An 18,569-nucleotide genomic window follows, 5' to 3' on the forward strand; every position below is an offset into this window, starting at 1 on the left:
CCGCTCAGCCCTTCGTCGCGCCGGCGGTGAGGCCGGAGACCACGTACTTCTGCACGAACAGGGCGATCACCATGATCGGTACGGTGACCACGGTGGCCGCGGCCATCAGGCCGCCCCAGTCGATGCTGGCGTAACCGACGAAGTCGAAGATCGCCACGGGCAAGGTCTTGGTGTCGGCGTCGGAGAGCACGAGCGCGAACATGAAGTTGTTCCAGGAGAAGATGAAGGACAGGATCCCGGAGGTGGCGATGCCCGGCACGGACAGCGGCAGCATGATGCGGCGGAACGCGCCGATGTGGGTCAGCCCGTCGACCAGCCCCGCCTCCTCCAACTCCTCGGGCAGGCTGTCGAAGTAGCCCATCATGATGTAGACCACCAGCGGCAGCGAGACGAACATGTGGCTGATGATCAGCACCCCGAAGCCCCCGACCATCTTCAGGTTGGAGAAGACGTAATACCAGGGCACCAGGAGCGAGACGCCGGGGATGACCCGGGCCATCAGGACCACCAGGGCGGACTTCTTCATGGTGAACCGGCTCATCGAGTACGCGGCCGGCAGGCCGAGGACCAGCGACGCCACGGTGGCGGCGAACGCCACCCAGAGGCTGTTGCCGATGAACTGGACGTAGTTGGCCTGCTGGAGCACTTTGACGTAGTTGTCCACGGTGGGCGAGAAGGCCAGCGCCTTGCCCGGGTCGTAGATGTCGACGTTGGTCTTGAACGACGCGGCGATCATCCAGAGCAGCGGCGCGAGCAGGGTGAGCACCACGACGGTGAGCGCCACCACCCGGAACACCCGGTACGTGGGTCGGGGCTTCATCGCTGCGCCTCCTTGCGCCGGGCGGTCAGGGCCCACATCGCCCCGATGATGATCAGGAAGAAGAGGATGAGAACGGTGGAGGAGACGCCGTAGTCGTTGTAGTCGAAGCTGAGGCCGTAGGCGTACACGTTCAGCGTCTCGACCTCGTGGAACGAACCGCCACCGCGGCCCTTGGTGGCGTAGAGGATGTCGAAGGTCTTCAGCGCGTCGATGCCGCGCAGCAGGATCGCCACGGTCAGCGTGGGCATCAGCAGCGGCAGGGTGACGTGCCGGAAACGCTGCCAGGTGCTGGCGCCGTCGATCCGCGCCGCCTCCTGCGGCTCGTCCGACAGCGAGGTGAGCCCGGCGAGCAGGATCAGCGCCACCATCGGCGTCCACTGCCACACGTCGATGAAGATCGTAGTGGGCAGGGCCGTGTGCTGGCCGGCGAGCCACGGCTGCGGCCCGATGCCGACCCAGCCGAGGGCCTGGTTGGCCAGGCCGATGTTCGGGTCGAAGATGAGCCGCCACATCATGCCGACCGCGACCGGGGTGGCGACGAGCGGCATCAGGATGGCCACCCGGACCCACTTCTGCCCTTTGAACGGCCGCCAGAGCAGCAGGGCGATCGCCATCCCGAGGACCACCTCGAACAGCAGCGCGACACCGGTGAAGGTGACGGTCCGTCCGACGGCGGGCCAGAACCGTTCGGTGTCGGACAGGACGTCGAGGTAGTTCTCGACGCCCACGAACTCGCTCTCCGCGCGGACGGATCCCTCGGCGTCGGTCAGGCTGAGGTAGCCGGTCCAGGCCAGGGGGAACACCAGCAGCACGGCGACGAAGGTCATCGCGGGCGCGGCGAAGAGCCATTTGCGGTGGTCGTTGACCCAGCGCACCCAGCCGGGCGTCCCGGGGGCGGTGGGGGCGCTGTGCGGCGCCTTGGTGGTGGTGATCGTTGCCATGAGGTGCCTACTTGGCCTCGTCGTCCAGGAACTTCTGGAAGGCGGCGTTGGCCGTGTCGGCCGCCGCGGCGGCGTCCTTGCCGGTGATCGCGTCGACGATCGGCTGGCCGACGATCTCGCGGGCCTCGGCGACCTTCACGACCAGCGGCCGGTCATGACCCACCCCGGCCTTGGTGCTGGCCGCGATCGCCTCCACCAGGTCCTTCGGGAAGGTCGAGGTGCTCTCCGGATTGGCCCAGACCGAGCTGCGGGCGCCCGGCACGCCGGACTTCTGCTGGGCGAGCGTCTGCTCCTTGCTGGTGGCCCACTCGATGAACTTCCAGGCGTTGGCCTGGTTCTCCGAGCTGGAGTTGATGCCCAGCGCCCACGACGGAATGTTGTACGGCTTCGAACCGGACGGGCCGGCCGGGAACGGCGCGAAGCCGACCTGGTCGGAGACCTTGGACTTGGCCGGGTCGGTGGCGTTCTTGTAGAGGGAGTTCGCCTCGGTGTAGAAGGCGGCCTTGCCCTGGGTGAAGATGGCCATCGCCTCGGGCCAGCCCATGTCGGTGCTGACGTTCGCCGGGCCGGAGTCCTTGATCAGCCCGCCGTAGTAGGCGAACGCCTGCTTGGCCGCGTCGCTGTTGACCGCGGCCTTGCCGCTGCCGTCGACGAAGTCGCCGCCGAAGCTGTAGAGGAAGCTGGAGAACTGGGTGACGGCCGGCGACTTGCCGGTGCGGGCGACGAAGCCGGCGATGTCCGGCTCGGCCGCCTTGATCTTGGCGGCGGCGGCCTTCAGCTCGTCGAGCGTCTTCGGCGGGGCACTCAGACCGGCCTTGGCGAGCAGGTCCTTGCGGTAGTAGAGGACCTCCTGCTCGGTGATGATCGGGACACCGACCGGCTTGCCCTCGTACGTGGTGGCCTCCACCGGGCCGGCCTGGAAGTCACTGAAGTCCCAGCCCGCATTGGCCTTCACCTGATCCGACAGGTCGTCCAAGTACGTGTTCTTGGCGAAGAGCCTGCCCTCCTGCAGGGGGCGGTACATCATCACGTCGATGTCGGACGAGCCGGCGTTCAGCTTGACGTTGTACTGGTCGGAGAGCTGGTCCTCGCCGAGCTGGGTGATCTCGACCTTGAGTCCGGTCTGCTTCTCGAACTCGGGCAGGGCCTGCTTGACGTTCTCCGTCCACACGTGGTTGGCCAGGGTGACCCGGACCGTCGTGGACGCGCCGCCGCCGTCACCGCCACCGCCACAGGCGGACAGGCTCATGGCGGTAACCACGGCCAGAGACGTACCGAATATCGATCGACGTCGCACGTCAGGTCTCCCTTCTGTCATGGCCGCCGCCCCCCCGGATGAGCGCCACATTGTCGTAACATCTGCTTAATGCGGTGATGCTAGGACAATAAAGCTGACTTATTCAAGGGTGGAGTCTCCACTGATATGCTCTGTGGCGTGAATCAGTCCGCCCCCGGGGTCGCACCCTTGCAGCAGGCCCCCGTCGAGGCTGGGCTGCACGCACGCGTCCTCGACCACCTCGGCACCGCCATCTGCAGCGGCGACGTGGCCGCAGGTTCCGTCCTGAGCATCGACGACCTGGTCGACCGCTATCAGGTCTCCCGCTCGGTGATCCGCGAGGTGCTGCGGGTGCTCGCATCCATGGGGCTCGTCGAGACCCGGCGCCGGGTGGGGATCATGATCCAGCCCGCGGAGGTGTGGAGCGTCTTCCACCCGCAGGTGATCCGCTGGCGGCTCGCCTCGGCAGGGCGGATGGCGCAGATGCGCTCGATCACCGAGCTACGGACCGCGATCGAGCCGTACGCCGCCTGGCTGGCCGCCGAGCGGATCGACGACGACGAGGCGAGCGAGCTGGTCGGGCTCGCGGCCAAGATGTGGGCCGCCGGCAAGGCCGGCGACGAGGCGCGCTTCCTCACCCTGGACATCGACTTCCACCGGCGGGTGCTGCTCGCCTCCGGCAACGAGATGTTCGCCAAACTGCACCAGATCGTCGCCGAGGTGCTCGCCGGCCGGCACCACTACCACCTGATGCCGCACAACCCGGACGAGCAGGCCTTGCAGCTGCACACCGATGTGGCCCAGGCGATCCAGCGGCGCGACGGCGAGCGGGCCCGGCAGGCCATGGTGGGGATCATGGAGCAGGGTTTCGCCGAGATGAAGTCGATGTGGGAGCAGACCGCCGAGCCAGGCGGTCACGCGGGTTCGACGCCGTCGTAGTCGATCAGCAGGTGGCGTGGCCCGCGCAGGACGGGGCTCGGCCGGTAGGGAGGCGGGTCGGCGGCGAGTCGGGGATTGCGCAGCCGGCGGACGAGCTCGGCGAGCACGATCTGGGTCTCGAGCCGGGCCAGCGGTGCGCCGAAGCAGTAGTGGACGCCGCCGCCGAAGCCCAGATGCTCGTTGCGGGCGCGGCAGAGGTCGAAGCGGTCGGGATCGGCCGTGTAGGCGGGGTCGCGGCTGCCCGCGGCCAGCGCCAGGACGATGGGCGATCCGGCCGGGATGGTGGTGCCGTCGATGGGGATGTCGTCGAGGGCCACCCGTGAGGACACCAGTTGCACGGGCGGCTCGTAGCGCAGCAGCTCCTCGACGGCGGGGACGATGAGGCCGGGCTCGGCGCGCAGGCGTTCCAGCTGGTCCGGGTGGCGCAGCAAGGTGAGCATGCCGTTGGCGATGAGGTTGATGGTGGTCTCGTGGCCGGCGATCAGCAGCAGCACCGCGGTCGCGACGACCTCCTGCGGCGTCATGCCGCCCTCGGGACCGCGGTAGGTGACGAACCCCGACAGCAGGTCCTCCCCTGGCTGCCGCCGGCGGTCCTCGGCGAGTCCGGCGAGGTAGCCTTTCAGCTCGTGCGCCACGGCCTGGCGTTCCCGCTCTCGCTCGGCTCGGTCCTCCTCGCCTGGGCCGAGCGTCTCGATGATCTGGTCGGCCCAGGCGTGGAACCGTGGCTCGTCCTCCACCGGTACGCCGAGCAGCCGGCAGATCACCGCGACCGGCAGCGGGTAGGCGACCTCGTCCACGAGGTCCGCCCGGCGCTTGCCCGCGAGAGCGTCGATCAGGTCGCTGGTGATGGCCAGCATCGCCGGGCGCAGCGCGTCGACGGTGCCGGGTGAGTGCGGCGGTCCGAAGTGGCGCATGGTCAGGCGGCGCAGCCGGTCGTGCTCGGGCGGGTCGAGCCCGATGAACGACAGTGCCAGGTCCGGCGCCTCGGCCGCGGAGCGGAGATTGCGGCGGTCGGAGCTGACACGCGGGTCGTGCAGCAGCGCCACGATCGCGCGGTACGTGCTGACGACATACGTGCCGTCCTCCTGCCGCGCCACCGGGGTGTCGCGAAGCTCGCCGAAGAGCGGGTACGGGTCCGCGCGGCCGGACGGGTCCAGGATCCGCTCGAAGACGCTGTGCGAGGTCATGGTCTGCGCTCTCTCCTGCCGGGCGTTCAGCTCTGTGGCGCCTGCACCAGCGAGGCGCGGCGTTCGGCCGGGTCGTGACCGGTCACCACGACCGTCGCCCCCGCCGTGGCGACCAGCCGCTCGGGGACCCGTGCGGGCACAGGCTCGGCGGCCTCGCGTTGGTCGACGTGGCGGAAGCGGGGCGGGAACGGCGCGGCCTGCTCGATCAGCCGCTGGTAGAACTCCAGCCACAGCCCTTGATCGAAGGTGACCGCCGCCGTGACGCGGCCCTGGTATCCGTAGACGGCGACGAAGCGTCGCTCGGCCACCGAGCCCTGGGTGATGACGACCTCGTCGGCGAAGGTGGGCACGCCGACCGACTTGATGTTGACCCCGAACTGGCTGGACCAGAACACCGGCACCGACAGGTGCGGCCAGCGGTGCGCCTGGTCGCTGATCATGTTGTGGGCGGCGATCTCGGCCTGGGCGACCGCGTTGCCCCAGTGCTCCAGCGTCATGAACTGGTACTGGTAGAGCGGGTGCGGGAAGCGCGCGATGTCGCCGGCGACGAAGACGTCATCGGTGACCAGGCCGTTGCTGTCCACGGCGCGGCAGCCCGCGTCGCAGGCCACGCCCCACACGCCGGCGGCCAGGCCCGAGTCCCGCAGCCATTCGACGTTGCGGATGGAGCCGAGTGCGACGACGGCCACGTCGGCCTCCACCGTGCTGCCGTCCGACAGGCGTGCGCCGCGCAGCCGCCCGTCCGCGTCGCCCTCCAGGGCCGTGACCGTCGTGTGGCACCGCAGGTCCACGCCGTGTTCGCGGTGCAGCTGCGCCGCCACGTCGCCGAGCACGCCGCCCAGCGCGCCGACGAGCGGGGCGGGACCGCGTTCGACGACCGTCACCGGCAGGTCCAGTTCGCGGCACACGGAGGCGATCTCCGAGCCGGTGAACCCGGCGCCTAGGATGAGCACCCGGCGCGGGCCGGCGGCCAGCGCCTGCCGCAGCCGGGCGGCGTCCGCGACGGTGCGCAGCGTGTGCACGCCCTCCAGCGCGGCCTCGGCCTCGTTCGGCCAGGACCGGGCGCGGGTGCCGGTGGCCAGCAGGACCCGGTCGAAACCGATCTCGCGGCCGTCGGCCAGCCGCACCCGCTTGCCGGCCACGTCCAGCCCAGTCGCCGGGGTCCCCCACAGCCACTCGGCCTCGACCTCGCGCAGGCGGGGCAGCATGGTGTGGTCGGGCGGCACCTGCCCGGTGAGGACCTGTTTGGACAGGGGAGGCCGGTCGTAGGGCTGGTCGGGCTCGTCGCCGATCACGGTCAGCGATCCGGCGAAGCCCTCCCTCCTGAGCACACCGGCGGCCCGGGCTCCGGCCAGCGAGGCCCCGACGATGACGATGCGGCCGTCGCCCTGCCCCGGGGCGGGCGGGCCGGCCTGCTCGGCGGCGTGCCGGGTCGCCGCCCAGTCGAGATGGATGGCCTGGACCGGGCAGGCGGCGGCCGCCCGCAGCACGTGCTCGCGCCGCTCGTCGCCGGGGTCCAGGTCGTACAGCAGCGCCTCTTCTCGCATGGTGAAGACGTCCGGCGCGAGGAAGGCGCACTGCCCGTAGCCCTGGCAGCGCGTCAGATCGACGACGACTTTCACCGGCGACTCCCCCGTCGAGCAAGCTTGCGCGCCCGCTCGTCGGTGACGGGCTCTGCCCGTGTGGGCCTACCCCGGCCGCTGCGCCCTGTAGCCCGGTGACAGTGATCATTTCCTGGTCTTTGCCGAGCGGGGAGCCCGGCCCGGCGGGAGCGTGGTCCGGCGCTGACCGCAGCGGGTCAGGGCTGGACGTGCACGAGCTCGGCCCCGAGCAGGTCGGCGACCGCCCGCAGGTCGGCGACGCGGTGTCCGGTGCCGAGTGCCCAATGGTGGGAGATGCCGCTGGCGCTCCAGGCGTCGGTCCACTCGCCGGGATCGCATCCGAAGTCGACCCGCGAGGTGGTGTTGCCGATCTGCAGCAGCGGGCCGCCCACCACCTCCCCCTGCGAGACGACGAAGCCGAAGGCCCCGTCGTGACGCTGCCGCAGGCCGAACGCGGTGACCGGCCCGCGCGCCACGTCGAACTCGACCGAGACGCCCCAGCCTCGCTTTCCGTGGTAGACGCCGAGGCCGCGCAGGAGCGGCCGGCGCGAACTGATCGCCAGATGGGCGGGCCCGTCGTGGCCCATCTCGACGTGGCCGCGGGCGAAGTCGAGCGCCTGCAGTTCGGTGAAGGAGCCGCCGCCGCCGAGCCGGTCCATGATCAGCATGGCGAGCGAGGTGCGGAGCTCGTACTCGCCTGCCGCCGGGATCCCGCGGGCGGTGAGCAGGGACGCGCCGAGGATCATGCCGGCGCCGAGGCGCTCGTGGATCTCCCCGTCCAGCCCGCGGTGGTAGTAGGCCAGGCTGTCCAGCTCGAAGTCGGCCACGAGCCGGTCGAGCCCGACCGAGACGCGGGCCGCCCACGACAGGTCGTCCTCGTTGACGGTGTCGGCCAGCTCGAAGACCTCGCGGGCCAGCTTCGTCCGCTCGTCGGTCTCGGCGTCGGTGACCTTCTCCACGCGTACCCGCAGGTCGTCGAACTCGAGCACCTCGACGTGCCCGCCGAAGTTGGCGCTCACCAAGGTGAGGTCGGTGGCCACGTCCAGCATCCCCGGATACAGGTGGCCCATGAGGCCGTGCCGGCCGCGTCGCAGCGCCGCCCTGACCCCCGCCGCGCGCACCCACCGGCCGATCTTCTCCCAGGCCCGCTCGTCCTCGAGGTAGCCGGACACCGAGCGGAACGGGACGCCGCAGCGCATGAAGGCGTTGGCCATCTCCGGCAGCGGGCAGGCGCCGCAGTAGGCCAGCCACTGGCCGGTGTCGAAGGCGGCGTGGTCCATGGACTCGGTCGGCTGCAGGTTGATCAGCAGCACCGGCGCGCCGCTGCGCTGGGCGATCGGCACGAGCATGGTGGCGGTCATGTACGTGGTGAGGAACCCGACGATGAGGTCGCAGCCCGCCGCGCGCAGCCGTTCGGCCGCCGCGGCGCCCTCCTGGGCGTCGGAGATGAAGCCGACGTCCACCACCTCGCAGTCCAGTGCCGTCATCCGCTCGGCGACCCGGGCGGAGGAGCGCTCCAGCTGCGGCAGCAGGTCGGGGAACTGCGGCCAGTAGGCTCCGAGCCCGCCTGCCACCAGGCCCACCTTGGTGCGGGGCGGCGTGCCGCGGGTGAGTGTGCTCATGAGAGTCTCCCTTCGGTCAGCGGACTTCGACCTCGATGATGCGGGTGTAGTCGTTGGCGCCGTTCGAGGCCAGCGCGACGATGCGGACGGCGTCGGCGGTGACGGGCGCGAAGTCGGAGCGCACGCTGCCCGCGACGTTGCCGCGCACCTGCGCGACCGTCTGCCACTGGCCGTTCAGTCCGGTCTGGACGTCCCAGTCGCGCAGCCCGAAGGTCGCGGCGGGGTAGCGTTCGGTGTTCAGGGTGTACAGGTCCACGCGGGAGACCTGCTTGGCGCCGCCGAGCGCGACGGACACGGTGTCGGGCCAGGTCCGGCCCGTGGCGTCGTTCCAGCCGTTGCCGCCGGCCCAGCCGTTGGAGCTCGTGTCGCCGTCGGCGACGCTGCACGGCGGGTAATTGGCGTTGGTGTGCTGGGAGGAGGCCGTGACCGGCCGCAGCAGCGCCAGGTTGCCGCCGTTGTCGAGCCGGTCCAGGGTGACGACCTCGACGGGCACGGCCAGCGTGCGCTGACCGGCGCGCAGGCGCAGGCCGTACTCGCCCTCGGGGGTGGTGGGCGGGACGGCGACCAGCAGCTTCGCGCCGAGCTCGTAGCCGGGCGGCAGGTAGCTGGACAGCATGGAGCGGGAGGCCGACAGCGGCTGGTCGATCTCCACGAACAGGTCGGCGTAGACGGGTTTCTTCGCGTCGCTGCGCAGGCCGATCTCGATCTTGGCCGGGCAGGCGGCGTCCACGCCGAGCGGGGCGAGCAGCCGGTCGGCGCCCGCGATGGGGGTCAGCTCGCCGGTGCCCTTGGAGGTGCCCGGTTTGACCCGTACCGAAGGGACCGTCGCGGGCTGCTCGGCGGCGGGAGAGGGGTCCTGCCGCCGGGGGGTGGCTCCCGCGGCCGGCGCGGCCAGCAGGGCGGCGACGCCGGCGACGGCGAGCGCGGCGGTGAGATGACGCATGATCGTTCCTTCCTGTCAGAGCGCGTTCAGGCCGGGAACGCCGTCGAGCGTCACGAGACTGGCCCTGGTGGAGACCGGCGCGCCCGGCCGGTCGACGTAGGGGACGACCTTGAAGTCGGCCTGCCACTGGCTCCTGGTGACCTGGCAGGACACGTAGCCGCGCTGGTAGCTGGAGAAACGCAGATGCGGGTTGACGGCGTCGCGGCCGCCGGGCGGCAGGCCGGCGGCGGCGTTGCCGTTGCCGCCGCTGCTGACGGAGGTGCCGACGAACTCCACGCCGACCGTGGGCGAGGCGGGATCGTCGAAGTTCGTCTTCAGCTCGCCCGCCAGGTTGTAGTGGATGTCCCCGGTGAGCACGACGGGGTTGCTGACCCGGCGCTCGGCCATGCCGGTCAGCACGCGGTCCTTGGCGGCCTTGTATCCGTCCCAGAGGTCCATGCTGAGCCGCTGGGCGGGCGAGGCGTCGAAGTCGAGCTGGATCATGGCGATCTGCTGGGCCAGCACGTTCCACTTGGCGCGCGAGGCGCCGAGGCCGTCGAGCAGCCATCGTTCCTGCTCGGCGCCGAGCATCTGCCGGGCGGGGTCGAGGCGCTCGGCGCAGCCGACCTGCTGGCCGTCGCCGCACACCTGGTCGTCGCGGTACTGGCGGGTGTCGAGCACGTTGAACTCGGCGAGATCGCCGTAGGTGAACCTGCGGTAGATCCGCGCGTCGGGGCCCTGCACGGCAGGCACGCGGATGGGCAGGTTCTCCCAGTAGGCCCGGAAGGCGTTGGCGCGGATGACCAGGTAGTCCTGCTCGCTCACCTCGCCGCCCGGCCCGTGCGGGCCCGCCCAGTTGTCGAGCACCTCGTGGTCGTCCCAGGTGACGATCCACGGCGCCCGCTGGTGCGCGGCCTGCAGGTCGGGGTCGCTCTTGTAGAGGCCGTACTGGACGCGGAAGCGGTCGAGGGTGTCGCACTGTACCCTGAACTGCTCGGGCACCGGCGTCTGCCGCAGTCCGCCGGAGGGCACGATGCCGTACTCGTAGATGTAGTCGCCCAGGTGGAAGACCACATCAGGCTCTTCTTCCGCGAGATGCCGGTAGGCGGTGTAGTAGCCGTCCTGCCACAGGGCGCAGGAGGCGAAGGCCAGCTTCAGGCTCTCGGGGCTGCTGCCCGGCGCGGGCGCCGTCCTGGTCCTGCCGACCGGGCTGATCTGGCCGCCGGTGCGGAAGCGGTAGAAGTACTCACGGCCGGGACGCAGGCCTTTGGCGTCCACGTGGACCGAGTGGCCGTACTCGGGGGTGGCCCAGGCGGTGCCGTGCCGGGCGCGCCGGGTGAACGCCTCATCCTCCGCGATCTCCCAGTCGACCGCGATCTTGTTGTACGGCATGCCGCCGAGGGGTTCGAGCGGCTTGACGGCCAGGCGGGTCCATAACATGACCCGGTCCGGCAGCGGGTCCCCGGATGCGACGCCCAGCTGGAAGGGGTAGTCGCCTTTGACCGTGGCCGGCGCGGTCCAGGGATCGGCCAGGTTGGTGGTGAAGGCGAGGGCCAGTGCGGAGCCGCCGAGCCCGAAGAAGGAACGGCGGGCGAGGTCGGGCATGCTGCTTCCTCACAGTGCGGGGGGCAGGGCGAAAGCCCTCACTTTGTAGCAAGCAGCCAAAGTCTTAACAAGGGTCAAGTTACAAATAACGAGCCACGGTGTTACATCTGTGCCACCTCGACGTGCCGGTGCCGGTCACGCAGCCGCTGCAGCATCTCGGCGGGGGCGTCGGAGTCGACCACGATGACGTCGAAATCGTCGAGGGGCGCGACCCGGTGCAGGGCCATACGCGCCAGCTTGGAGCCGTCGACGGCCAGGATGCGGCGCGTGCCCGAGCGCAGCATCGCCCGCTTGACCAGGACGATCTCCTGCTCCTGATGGAAGGCGTACTGGTCGGAGATCGCCGAGGTGGAGACCACGACCACGTCGGTGCTCACCGCCTCGGCCGCGTCGACGCAGCCGAGGCCGAGGAAGGAGTCGTGGGTGGCGTGATATTCGCCGCCGAGCGCGATGAGCCGGATGTCGGGAGTGCCGGCGAGCAGCCTGATCGCCTCCAGGAAGTTGGTCACCACGGTCAGGGGCGCCATCGCGCTCAGCCGCCTGGCCACGGCCAGCGCCGTGGTGGAGTCGTCCAGCATGACGGAGCTGCCCGGCTCGATCATGCCCGCCACCACCCGCGCGATCGCGTCCTTCGCCGCGGTGTGCGCCTGGAGGCGGTAGGCGATGTTGCTCTCCCAGATGTTGGACGCCTGAGCGGTGGCACCGCCACGGACCTTGCGCACCATGCCCTGGCGCTCCAGCTCGTCGAGGTCGCGGTGGACGGTCATCACACTCACGGCGAAACCCTCCGCGAGCTCCGTCACCGTCGCCGAGCCCTGCCGCACGATCAGCTCCGCCATGTCCCGCCACCGCGCGGACCTGCTTGAGGTGTGCTGCCGCGAATTCACCTGAGCTCCCACCCTCGCCTGGACGGTCGCGAATCCTACCCTTGACACTCCGCTTGGGCGACTCATACTCTCCCCCCATCCATCGATTTAACAGAACTTGTTGTTAATTTAACAATCCGTCGCCTGGCATGCTCCGAACGCTGTCGCATGACCGTGATTAAAACGTTCGCATCGGCCTGGGCAGGTGGGAGGGCCGCCGCCGTCCGCCTGCCCGGCGGGCAGACCCGCCGGGTGCCTCGGGGGACCGCTTCTTCCGCACGACCGAGGAGTCATGACATGACCGACCTGCTGCGCGACGCCCGCGTGAGCCGCGGCCAGTTCTTCCGCATGATGGGCGGCCTGGCGGTCGCGGCGGCCGCCACCGCGTGCTCCACCAAGCCGGAGACCACCGCCACGACCGGCGGCGGGGCCGCGGCGACGGAGCTGAAGTTCATCGGCGTGGCCGATCAGAAGTCCGCCATGGACGAGCTGCTGGCCGCCTACCAGAAGGTCAAGCCCGCGGTGCGGGTCACCGCCTCCTACGCCCCCACCGACCAGGTGCAGACCTCGGTGCGCACCCAGCTCGGCGCGGGCAACGCGCCCGATCTGCACGTGGTCTACCCGGGCAACGGCAGCGCGATGTCGATGACCCAGATCGCCGAGGCCGGGCTGCTGGCGGACCTGTCGGCCCAGCCGTGGACCCAGACGATCCCCGCAGGGTTCAAACCGGCCTTCCAGCTCGGCGGCAAGACCTACATCTTCTCCGCCGGGTCGTCGGTGATCGGCGCCATCTACAACAAGAAGGTCTTCGAGCAGGCGGGCGTGGACGCCCCGCCGACGACGTGGACCGAGTTCCTGGCGGTCTGCGACAAGCTGAAGAAGTCGGGTGTCGCGCCGATCGCGCTCGGCGCGCAGACGCCGTGGGTCACCCAGCTCATCACGTACGCGCTGGTGCCCTCGACGGTCTACGCCAAGGACCCCACGTTCGACGACAAGCAGCTCGCGGGGCAGACCACCTTCGCCGAGTCGGGCTGGCGCCAGGCCATGGAGATGTACCTGGAGTTGCAGAAGCGCGGCTTCTTCAACGACAAGCCGAACGGCACCACGTTCGAACAGCAGATCTCCATGGTGGCCACCGGCAAGGCGGGCATGGCCGTGCAGGTCTCGGCGGTGCTGCCCGACTTCCGCAAGTCCGCCTCCGCGCCCGATGACCTGTCGATGTTCCCGGTGCCGGGGGCCGACGACGCCGCCTCGGTGTGGATCCCGGCCGGCGTCGTCGTCGGGCTCGGCGCCGCCGCCAAGGGCAAGAACGTCGAGGAGGCGAAGGCGTTCATCGACTTCCTCGGCAAGCAGGAGAACATCAACGCCTGGGCCAAGGCGATCTCCGCGATCCCGCTCACCCAGGACGCCTCGTCCACGATCGATCCGGCCGTGGAGTCGTTCCTGCCGTTCACCAAGGACAGGGCGGTGCCGTTCATGGATCAGCGCTGGCCCAACGCCGAGGTGCAGCCGGTGCACTTTGCGGTCGTCCAGGAGCTGCTCGCGGGCAAGTCCACGATCGACGAGGCGCTGACGAAGATGGACGAGGCCTACCGGAAGTGACCCTGGTGACCGCGACCAAACCAGCCCGCACCCGCCCGGCCGCGGCCGGGCGGCGCTCCCGGCTCACCTCGCCGTCGTGGCTGTTCGCCGCGCCCGCTCTCGTCGTGTACGCGCTGGTGGTGCTCTACCCCGCGGCCGGCGGCATCGTGTACGCCTTCACCGACTGGAGCGGGATCGGCCAGGACATGTCCTTCGTCGGGCTGGCCAACTTCGGCACGCTCCTCGGCGACGAGCAGGCCATGGGCTCGATCGGCAACACGCTGCTGCTGACCGTGGCCATCGTGATCGTGCAGAACGGCGTCGGGCTGCTGCTGGCGCTCGGCGTGCACGCGAAGCTGAAGAGCCGGGCGCTGCTGCGGGTGATCTTCTTCGCCCCCGTGGTCGTCAGCCCCGTGATGGTGGCCTTCCTGTGGAAGTACGTCTACAACCCCGACCCGTCGGCCGGCCTCAACGGGCTGCTGGGCCTGGAGGTCGACTGGCTCGGCGACCCGTCGGTGGCGCTGTGGTCGATCGCGGGCATGGTGGTGTGGCAGTACGCCGGTTACTCCATGGTCATCTTCCTGGCCGGGCTGGAGGGCGTGCCCAAGGAGCTGCACGAGGCGGCGATGATCGACGGCGCCGGCGCCTTCCAGCGCTTCCGCTACGTCACCTGGCCGCTGCTCGCGCCCGCCGTGACGATCAACCTGATGCTCTCCACGATCGGCGGGCTCAAGCTGTTCGACCAGGTCTTCGCGGCCACGAACGGCGGCCCCGGCTACGCCACCGAGACGCTGTCCACGGTGCTGTACAAGCAGGCGTTCGTGTTCGGCAAGTTCGGCTACAGCACCGCGATCGCGCTGGTGCTGGGACTGTTCGTGGCGGCCGTCTCCCTGGTGCAGGTCTACCACCTGCGGCGCCGGGAGGTGACCGCGTGAGACGGACGTTCCTGCTGGAGATCGTCATGATCGCGGTGGCGGTGGCGTTCCTCTTCCCCGTCTACAGCCTGATCTCGTTGTCACTGAAGGATCCCGCGCAGATCGCGCAGGCGCCGCTGGCCCTGCCCAACCCGCCCACGCTCGACAATTTCGGCAAGGCCTGGACGGCGGCGGCGCTCGGCCCGTCCCTGGTGAACAGCACGGTGATCACCGTGGTCAGCCTCATCGCGCTGATCGCGCTCGGCTCGTTCGCCGCCTACTTCCTGGCCCGGGTGCAGACCCGGCTCGGCTACGGCCTGTACATCCTGTTCCTGCTCGGCATCGTGCTGCCCTTCCAGCTCGGCATGATCCCGCTCTACCAGCTGGTCACCGACCTCGGGCTGATCGGCACGCACGCCGGGATGATCCTCTTCTACACCGGCATCCAGCTCCCTTTCACCGTCTTCCTCTACACCGGCTTCATCCGCGCGCTGCCCGGCGAGTACGCCAGCGCCGCCCAGATCGACGGCGCCTCGCACCTGACGGCGTTCACCCGGGTGGTCTTCCCGCTGCTGCGGCCGATCACCGGCACCGTGCTGATCCTCAACGCGGTGTTCATCTGGAACGACTTCTTCACCCCGCTGCTGTACCTCGGCGGCTCCGGTTTCGAGACGGTCCCGGTCAGCGTCTTCGCCTTCGTCGGCCAGTACGTCTCCGACCACGGCCTGGTCTTCGCCGGGCTCGTGCTGGGCGCGCTGCCCATCGTGGTGGTGTTCCTGGCGCTGCAGCGCTACGTGATCAAGGGGTTCTCGAGCGGGCTGAAGGGATGAACCTCCGGGATGTGCTCCGCGAGCCGCCCGCCTCGCACTCGCCGGCGGCCATCTGGTGGTGGAGCGGTGAGCCGCTGCGCCGCGACCGGCTGCGCTGGCAGATGGAGCGCCTGGTCGAAGGGGGCGTCCGTAACCTCGTCATCCTCAACCTCGCGCCGTCGGGGCCGCTGTTCGGCTCGGACGCCGACGACCCGCCGTTCCTGTCCGAGGCGTGGTGGGAGCTGCTGGACGGGGTCTGCGGCGACGCCTTCGAACTGGGCGCCTTCCTGTGGTTCTACGACCAGCTCGGCTTCTCCGGCGCCGGCCTGCAGGCCCGCCTCGTCCAGGAGCATCCGGAGTTCGCCGGGCAGTGGCTGGCGGCCGACGGGTCGGTCTCCAGCCGCGGTTTCGACTACCTGTCCCCGACTGCCTGCGCCGTGCTGCTCGACCGGGTGCACGGGGAGTTCGAGCGCCGCCTCGGGCATTGGTTCGGCCGGGTGATCGCGGGGTCGTTCCAGGATGAGCTGCCGACCCTGCCCACCTGGTCGGCCACGTTCGCCGAGGAGTACGCGGCCAGGCGCGGCGGGCCGTTCTCGATCGGTGACCCCGACTGGGAGGCGTACCAGCTCACCCGCGCCGAGCTGGCCGAGGAGGCGTTCTTCCGGCCGCTTGCGGACTGGCACCGGCGCCACGGCCTGCTCCACGGCTGCGACCAGCAGGATCCGGCCCGGGCCGGCCATCCGGTCGACGGGGTGCGGCTCTACGCCGACTACGCGCGGACCCACCGCTGGTTCAGCGCGCCGGGCTCCGACCACCACGGGGACGCGCGCCTGCACTCTTCCCTCGCCCACCTCTACGGCAGGCCGCGCACCTGGATCGAGGCGTTTCACTCCAGCGGGTGGGGCGGCACGCTGGAGGAGACCTTCGACTGGCTGCTGCCCTGGCTGCGGGCCGGCGCCACCCTGTACAACCCGCATGCCGTCTACTACACCACCAGGCGCGGCTGGTGGGAGTGGGCGCCGCCGTCCACCGACTGGCGCCAGCCGTACTGGCGGCACCACCGGGTCTTCGCCGACGCGGTCACCCGCCTGTGCGCCGCCTTGTCGCTGGGGCGGCACGCCTGCGACGTCGCCGTCCTGCTGCCCGCCACGACCGCGCGGGCGGGCACGCCCGCGGACCGGCCCGCCGAGCCGGACGGCGCGGCGGCGCGGGCCCAGCGCGTCTACCGGGAGATCGTGGGCGACATGGCCTGGTTCGCGGCCGCACCCGGCGCCCTTGACCGGCTCTGTCTCGACGCCGACGTGATCGACGAGGACTCTGTGCGGCGCGCGGACGTGGCCGGCGGGCGGCTGGCCGTCTCCACCGAGGCCTACCGGGCCATCGTCCTGCCCGCCGTCACGGCCATCGACGAGGACGTCGCCGCCCGCCTCGACGCGTTCGCCGCGGCCGGCGGGCTGCTGGTCGCCGTGGCCGCGCTGCCGGACTCACCGCGGCTGCGCGCCCGCTTCGCGAGCGGCGGCGGCGCGGTGTTCGCGCCGTCGAGCGAGCAGCTCGGGCAGGCGCTGGCGGGGCTCGAGCGGCGGGTGGAGGCGCCGGTCCCGCCGCTGGTCCGCGAGATCGGCGACACCACGGTGGTGTTCCTGACCGCCGCGTTCCCCATGGCCAGCAGGATCGGCGTCGGCCGGCCCGAGGCGCGCGGCGTCGACCTGGGCTGGCTGGACGCCGCCATCGACTTCGACCCCGGCAGGTACGCACGCGAGATGCGGATCACGGTGCGGGGCGTCTCGGGGACGCCGCTGCTGGCGGACCTCTTCGGCGGCGGCGAGCCGAGGGCGCTGCCGTACCGGGCGGACGGCGACGCCGTGGAGGTCGTCGTGCCGTTCGACGACGGACCGGCCGCGCTGCTGATCTTCGACGGCACCGAGGCCGAGCCCGTGCCGCCGCCCCCCGCCTACCGGCACGAGCTCGACCTCGGCGCGGAGTGGGACGTCGAACTCGTGCCCACCCTCGACGACACCTGGGCGGACTTCGGCACCACGAGCGCCACCGTCGAACGCTGGACGCTGCGCACACCCGGCGGCGAGCACGTGCACGCCACCTTCGGCCCGCGGGGCGAGCAGCGGATCGGGGACGCCCCGTGGACGCCCTCGGTGTGGTCGGCCTCGCGCGGGCTGCGCAAGGACCCCATCCACCGCGACACGCTGGGGCCGAAGGGCCACGTGCCGGCGGAGTTCCTCGCCTTCGGCCGCGTGCGGGCGGGCGAGCGGGCCCGCTTCCGCAGCCTGCTCACCGTGCCCCCCGGTGGCGGATGGCTCGCGGTGGGTGCGGGCGCCGCCAAGACCGTCTGGCTGGACGGCGCCGAGCAGCCGCTCGACGACGCCGGGTACGCCGCCGTCTCGCGCTCGCCCCTCCCGCCCGGCGAGCAGGTGCTGGAGCTGCTCCTCGTCCCGGACGAGGAGCTTGACCTGCGCGCCTACGCGTGCCTGGTCGCCGATCCCGCCGACGCCGCCCGGCCGGAGTGGATCGGCGGCTCGCTGCTGGAGACGACCGTGCGCCTCGGGGCGCCGCCGTACGAGGTGCTGCAGGTGGCCTCGACGTCGCCTTGCCGCGTGCTGGTCAACGGCGAGGAGGCGGGCAGGCAGGGCGGCTTCGACCCCTACGCGGACGCCGACATCCCGCGAGTGCGCCGCTACGACGTCTCCGGGCTGCTCCGGCGGGGCGACAACACGATCCGGGTGGTGTCGGACGGCTGGGTGCTGGTGGACGGGCTGGTGGTCTCGGGCCCGCACTGGCCGTCGCGCCCGCGGGTACGGCGCCGCCAGCACGGCGACCCCGCCGCGTTGTACCTGCGCCCCCGGCCGCACCCCCTTCCGGCGGCCGGCTGGCTCGACGGGCACCCCGCCGCGCTGCCCGCCACCTTCGCCGTGCCCGGCGCCCGGCCGGGAACCGAGCGCTTCCTGCTGGATCCGCCGCCCGGAGTGACCGGGATCGAGGTGGACGCGGCATCCGGCGCCACGGTCCGGATCGCCGGCGGCACCGAACTGGAGGTGACGACGGCGCCCGGCGCGCAGTCAGGCGCGGCGCTCGCCGGTCCGGTGCGCTTCACCTGCGGTCCCGGCCGGATGCGGCTCGGGGACTGGGAGGAACGCGGGCTGGCCGGCTACAGCGGCGGCGTCCGCTACCGCACCACGGTCACCGCCGCGGCCGGGCCCGGCCTCCTCGATCTCGGCAGAGTACGCGGCACCGCGGAGGTGACGGTGAACGGGCGGCCGTGCGGCATCCGGGTGTGCTCGCCCTACACCTTCGACGTCCGCCTGGACAGCGGGGACAATACGGTCGAGATCCTCGTGCTCGGCACCCTCGGCCCCTACCTGGACGAGGTCAGCCCGACGCACTTCGTCTTCCCCGGCCAGCGCGTCACCGGCCTGTTCGGCTCCGTACGCCTGCGGTGGGCGGCGGGTGCCTGACCTCGGCGCCGCAGGTCCT

14 protein-coding genes are annotated in these 18,569 nt (G+C 71.1%); 5 read left to right on the forward strand and 9 right to left on the reverse strand.

The genetic code is table 11. The annotated features are described in order from the left end of the window. Window positions 1-4: 4 nt before the first annotated feature. Genes Q9G87_RS14925 through Q9G87_RS14935 form a run of 3 tightly spaced genes read right to left on the reverse strand, consistent with a single transcriptional unit; the run spans window position 5 to window position 3,058 of the window. Window positions 5-820: a carbohydrate ABC transporter permease gene (locus Q9G87_RS14925; protein WP_305916928.1), complete on the reverse strand. Its 816-nt coding sequence runs from the start codon at window positions 818-820 to the stop codon at window positions 5-7. Next, entirely contained in the window at window positions 817-1,761 is a 945-nt protein-coding gene (locus tag Q9G87_RS14930; RefSeq protein ID WP_305916929.1) for a carbohydrate ABC transporter permease, read from the reverse strand. The genes Q9G87_RS14925 and Q9G87_RS14930 overlap by 4 nt, the downstream gene beginning before the upstream one ends. A gap of 7 nt (window positions 1,762-1,768) precedes the next feature. Continuing rightward, window positions 1,769-3,058, reverse strand: a complete 1,290-nt coding sequence (locus Q9G87_RS14935) for an ABC transporter substrate-binding protein (protein ID WP_305916930.1) — start codon at window positions 3,056-3,058, stop codon at window positions 1,769-1,771. Window positions 3,059-3,196: 138 nt separating this feature from the next. On the opposite strand from Q9G87_RS14935, the gene Q9G87_RS14940 reads away from it, so the two are divergent. After that, window positions 3,197-3,976: a FadR/GntR family transcriptional regulator gene (locus Q9G87_RS14940; RefSeq protein ID WP_305916931.1), complete on the forward strand. Its 780-nt coding sequence runs from the start codon at window positions 3,197-3,199 to the stop codon at window positions 3,974-3,976. On the opposite strand, the gene Q9G87_RS14945 is transcribed toward Q9G87_RS14940, so the two are convergent. The 6 genes from Q9G87_RS14945 to Q9G87_RS14970 all read right to left on the reverse strand — a co-directional run bounded on the left by Q9G87_RS14945 (window position 3,952) and on the right by Q9G87_RS14970 (window position 11,752). Continuing rightward, window positions 3,952-5,163 carry a cytochrome P450 gene (locus Q9G87_RS14945; RefSeq protein ID WP_305916932.1) on the reverse strand — a complete coding sequence of 404 codons (1,212 nt, stop codon included), beginning with the start codon at window positions 5,161-5,163 and terminating at the stop codon, window positions 3,952-3,954. The genes Q9G87_RS14940 and Q9G87_RS14945 overlap by 25 nt on opposite strands. 26 nt (window positions 5,164-5,189) lie before the next feature. After that, window positions 5,190-6,785: an FAD-dependent oxidoreductase gene (locus Q9G87_RS14950; protein WP_305916933.1), complete on the reverse strand. Its 1,596-nt coding sequence runs from the start codon at window positions 6,783-6,785 to the stop codon at window positions 5,190-5,192. Window positions 6,786-6,961: 176 nt separating this feature from the next. Beyond that, window positions 6,962-8,386, reverse strand: a complete 1,425-nt coding sequence (locus Q9G87_RS14955; RefSeq protein WP_305916934.1) for an L-fucose/L-arabinose isomerase family protein — start codon at window positions 8,384-8,386, stop codon at window positions 6,962-6,964. A 16-nt stretch (window positions 8,387-8,402) separates the two neighbouring features. Next, window positions 8,403-9,329 carry a discoidin domain-containing protein gene (locus tag Q9G87_RS14960; RefSeq protein WP_305916935.1) on the reverse strand — a complete coding sequence of 309 codons (927 nt, stop codon included), beginning with the start codon at window positions 9,327-9,329 and terminating at the stop codon, window positions 8,403-8,405. 15 nt (window positions 9,330-9,344) lie between these two features. After that, on the reverse strand, window positions 9,345-10,913 hold the full coding sequence (locus Q9G87_RS14965; RefSeq protein WP_305916936.1) for an alkaline phosphatase D family protein: 1,569 nt from the start codon (window positions 10,911-10,913) through the stop codon (window positions 9,345-9,347). A 101-nt stretch (window positions 10,914-11,014) separates the two neighbouring features. Next, complete coding sequence (locus tag Q9G87_RS14970; RefSeq protein WP_305916937.1) at window positions 11,015-11,752, reverse strand: DeoR/GlpR family DNA-binding transcription regulator; 738 nt, start codon at window positions 11,750-11,752, stop codon at window positions 11,015-11,017. Window positions 11,753-12,076: 324 nt separating this feature from the next. Between Q9G87_RS14970 and Q9G87_RS14975 the strand changes: the two genes are divergently transcribed. The 4 genes from Q9G87_RS14975 to Q9G87_RS14990 are packed head-to-tail and all read left to right on the forward strand — an operon-like array spanning window position 12,077 to window position 18,550. Then, a complete protein-coding gene (locus tag Q9G87_RS14975; RefSeq protein ID WP_305916938.1) occupies window positions 12,077-13,381 on the forward strand; it encodes an extracellular solute-binding protein in 1,305 nt (434 codons plus the stop codon). Window positions 13,382-13,386: 5 nt separating this feature from the next. Further along, the gene (locus Q9G87_RS14980; RefSeq protein WP_305916939.1) at window positions 13,387-14,295 is read left to right on the forward strand and encodes a carbohydrate ABC transporter permease; all 909 of its coding nucleotides are present in this window, start codon (window positions 13,387-13,389) and stop codon (window positions 14,293-14,295) included. After that, complete coding sequence (locus tag Q9G87_RS14985; protein ID WP_305916940.1) at window positions 14,292-15,104, forward strand: carbohydrate ABC transporter permease; 813 nt, start codon at window positions 14,292-14,294, stop codon at window positions 15,102-15,104. The genes Q9G87_RS14980 and Q9G87_RS14985 overlap by 4 nt, the downstream gene beginning before the upstream one ends. After that, window positions 15,101-18,550, forward strand: a complete 3,450-nt coding sequence (locus tag Q9G87_RS14990) for a hypothetical protein (RefSeq protein WP_305916941.1) — start codon at window positions 15,101-15,103, stop codon at window positions 18,548-18,550. The genes Q9G87_RS14985 and Q9G87_RS14990 overlap by 4 nt, the downstream gene beginning before the upstream one ends. Window positions 18,551-18,569: the final 19 nt, after the last annotated feature.

The sequence above is a fragment of the Nonomuraea turcica genome, from assembly GCF_030718205.1.
Classification (GTDB): Bacteria; Actinomycetota; Actinomycetes; order Streptosporangiales; family Streptosporangiaceae; genus Nonomuraea.

Coding starts and splice junctions, on each gene's coding strand:
- Q9G87_RS14925 (WP_305916928.1), bottom strand. CDS start 820: ATGAAGCCCCGACCCACGTACCGGGTGTTCCGGGTGGTGGCGCTCACC.
- Q9G87_RS14930 (WP_305916929.1), bottom strand. CDS start 1,761: ATGGCAACGATCACCACCACCAAGGCGCCGCACAGCGCCCCCACCGCC.
- Q9G87_RS14945 (WP_305916932.1), bottom strand. CDS start 5,163: ATGACCTCGCACAGCGTCTTCGAGCGGATCCTGGACCCGTCCGGCCGC.
- Q9G87_RS14955 (WP_305916934.1), bottom strand. CDS start 8,386: ATGAGCACACTCACCCGCGGCACGCCGCCCCGCACCAAGGTGGGCCTG.
- Q9G87_RS14960 (WP_305916935.1), bottom strand. CDS start 9,329: ATGCGTCATCTCACCGCCGCGCTCGCCGTCGCCGGCGTCGCCGCCCTG.
- Q9G87_RS14965 (WP_305916936.1), bottom strand. CDS start 10,913: ATGCCCGACCTCGCCCGCCGTTCCTTCTTCGGGCTCGGCGGCTCCGCA.
- Q9G87_RS14970 (WP_305916937.1), bottom strand. CDS start 11,752: ATGGCGGAGCTGATCGTGCGGCAGGGCTCGGCGACGGTGACGGAGCTC.
- Q9G87_RS14975 (WP_305916938.1), top strand. CDS start 12,077: ATGACCGACCTGCTGCGCGACGCCCGCGTGAGCCGCGGCCAGTTCTTC.
- Q9G87_RS14990 (WP_305916941.1), top strand. CDS start 15,101: ATGAACCTCCGGGATGTGCTCCGCGAGCCGCCCGCCTCGCACTCGCCG.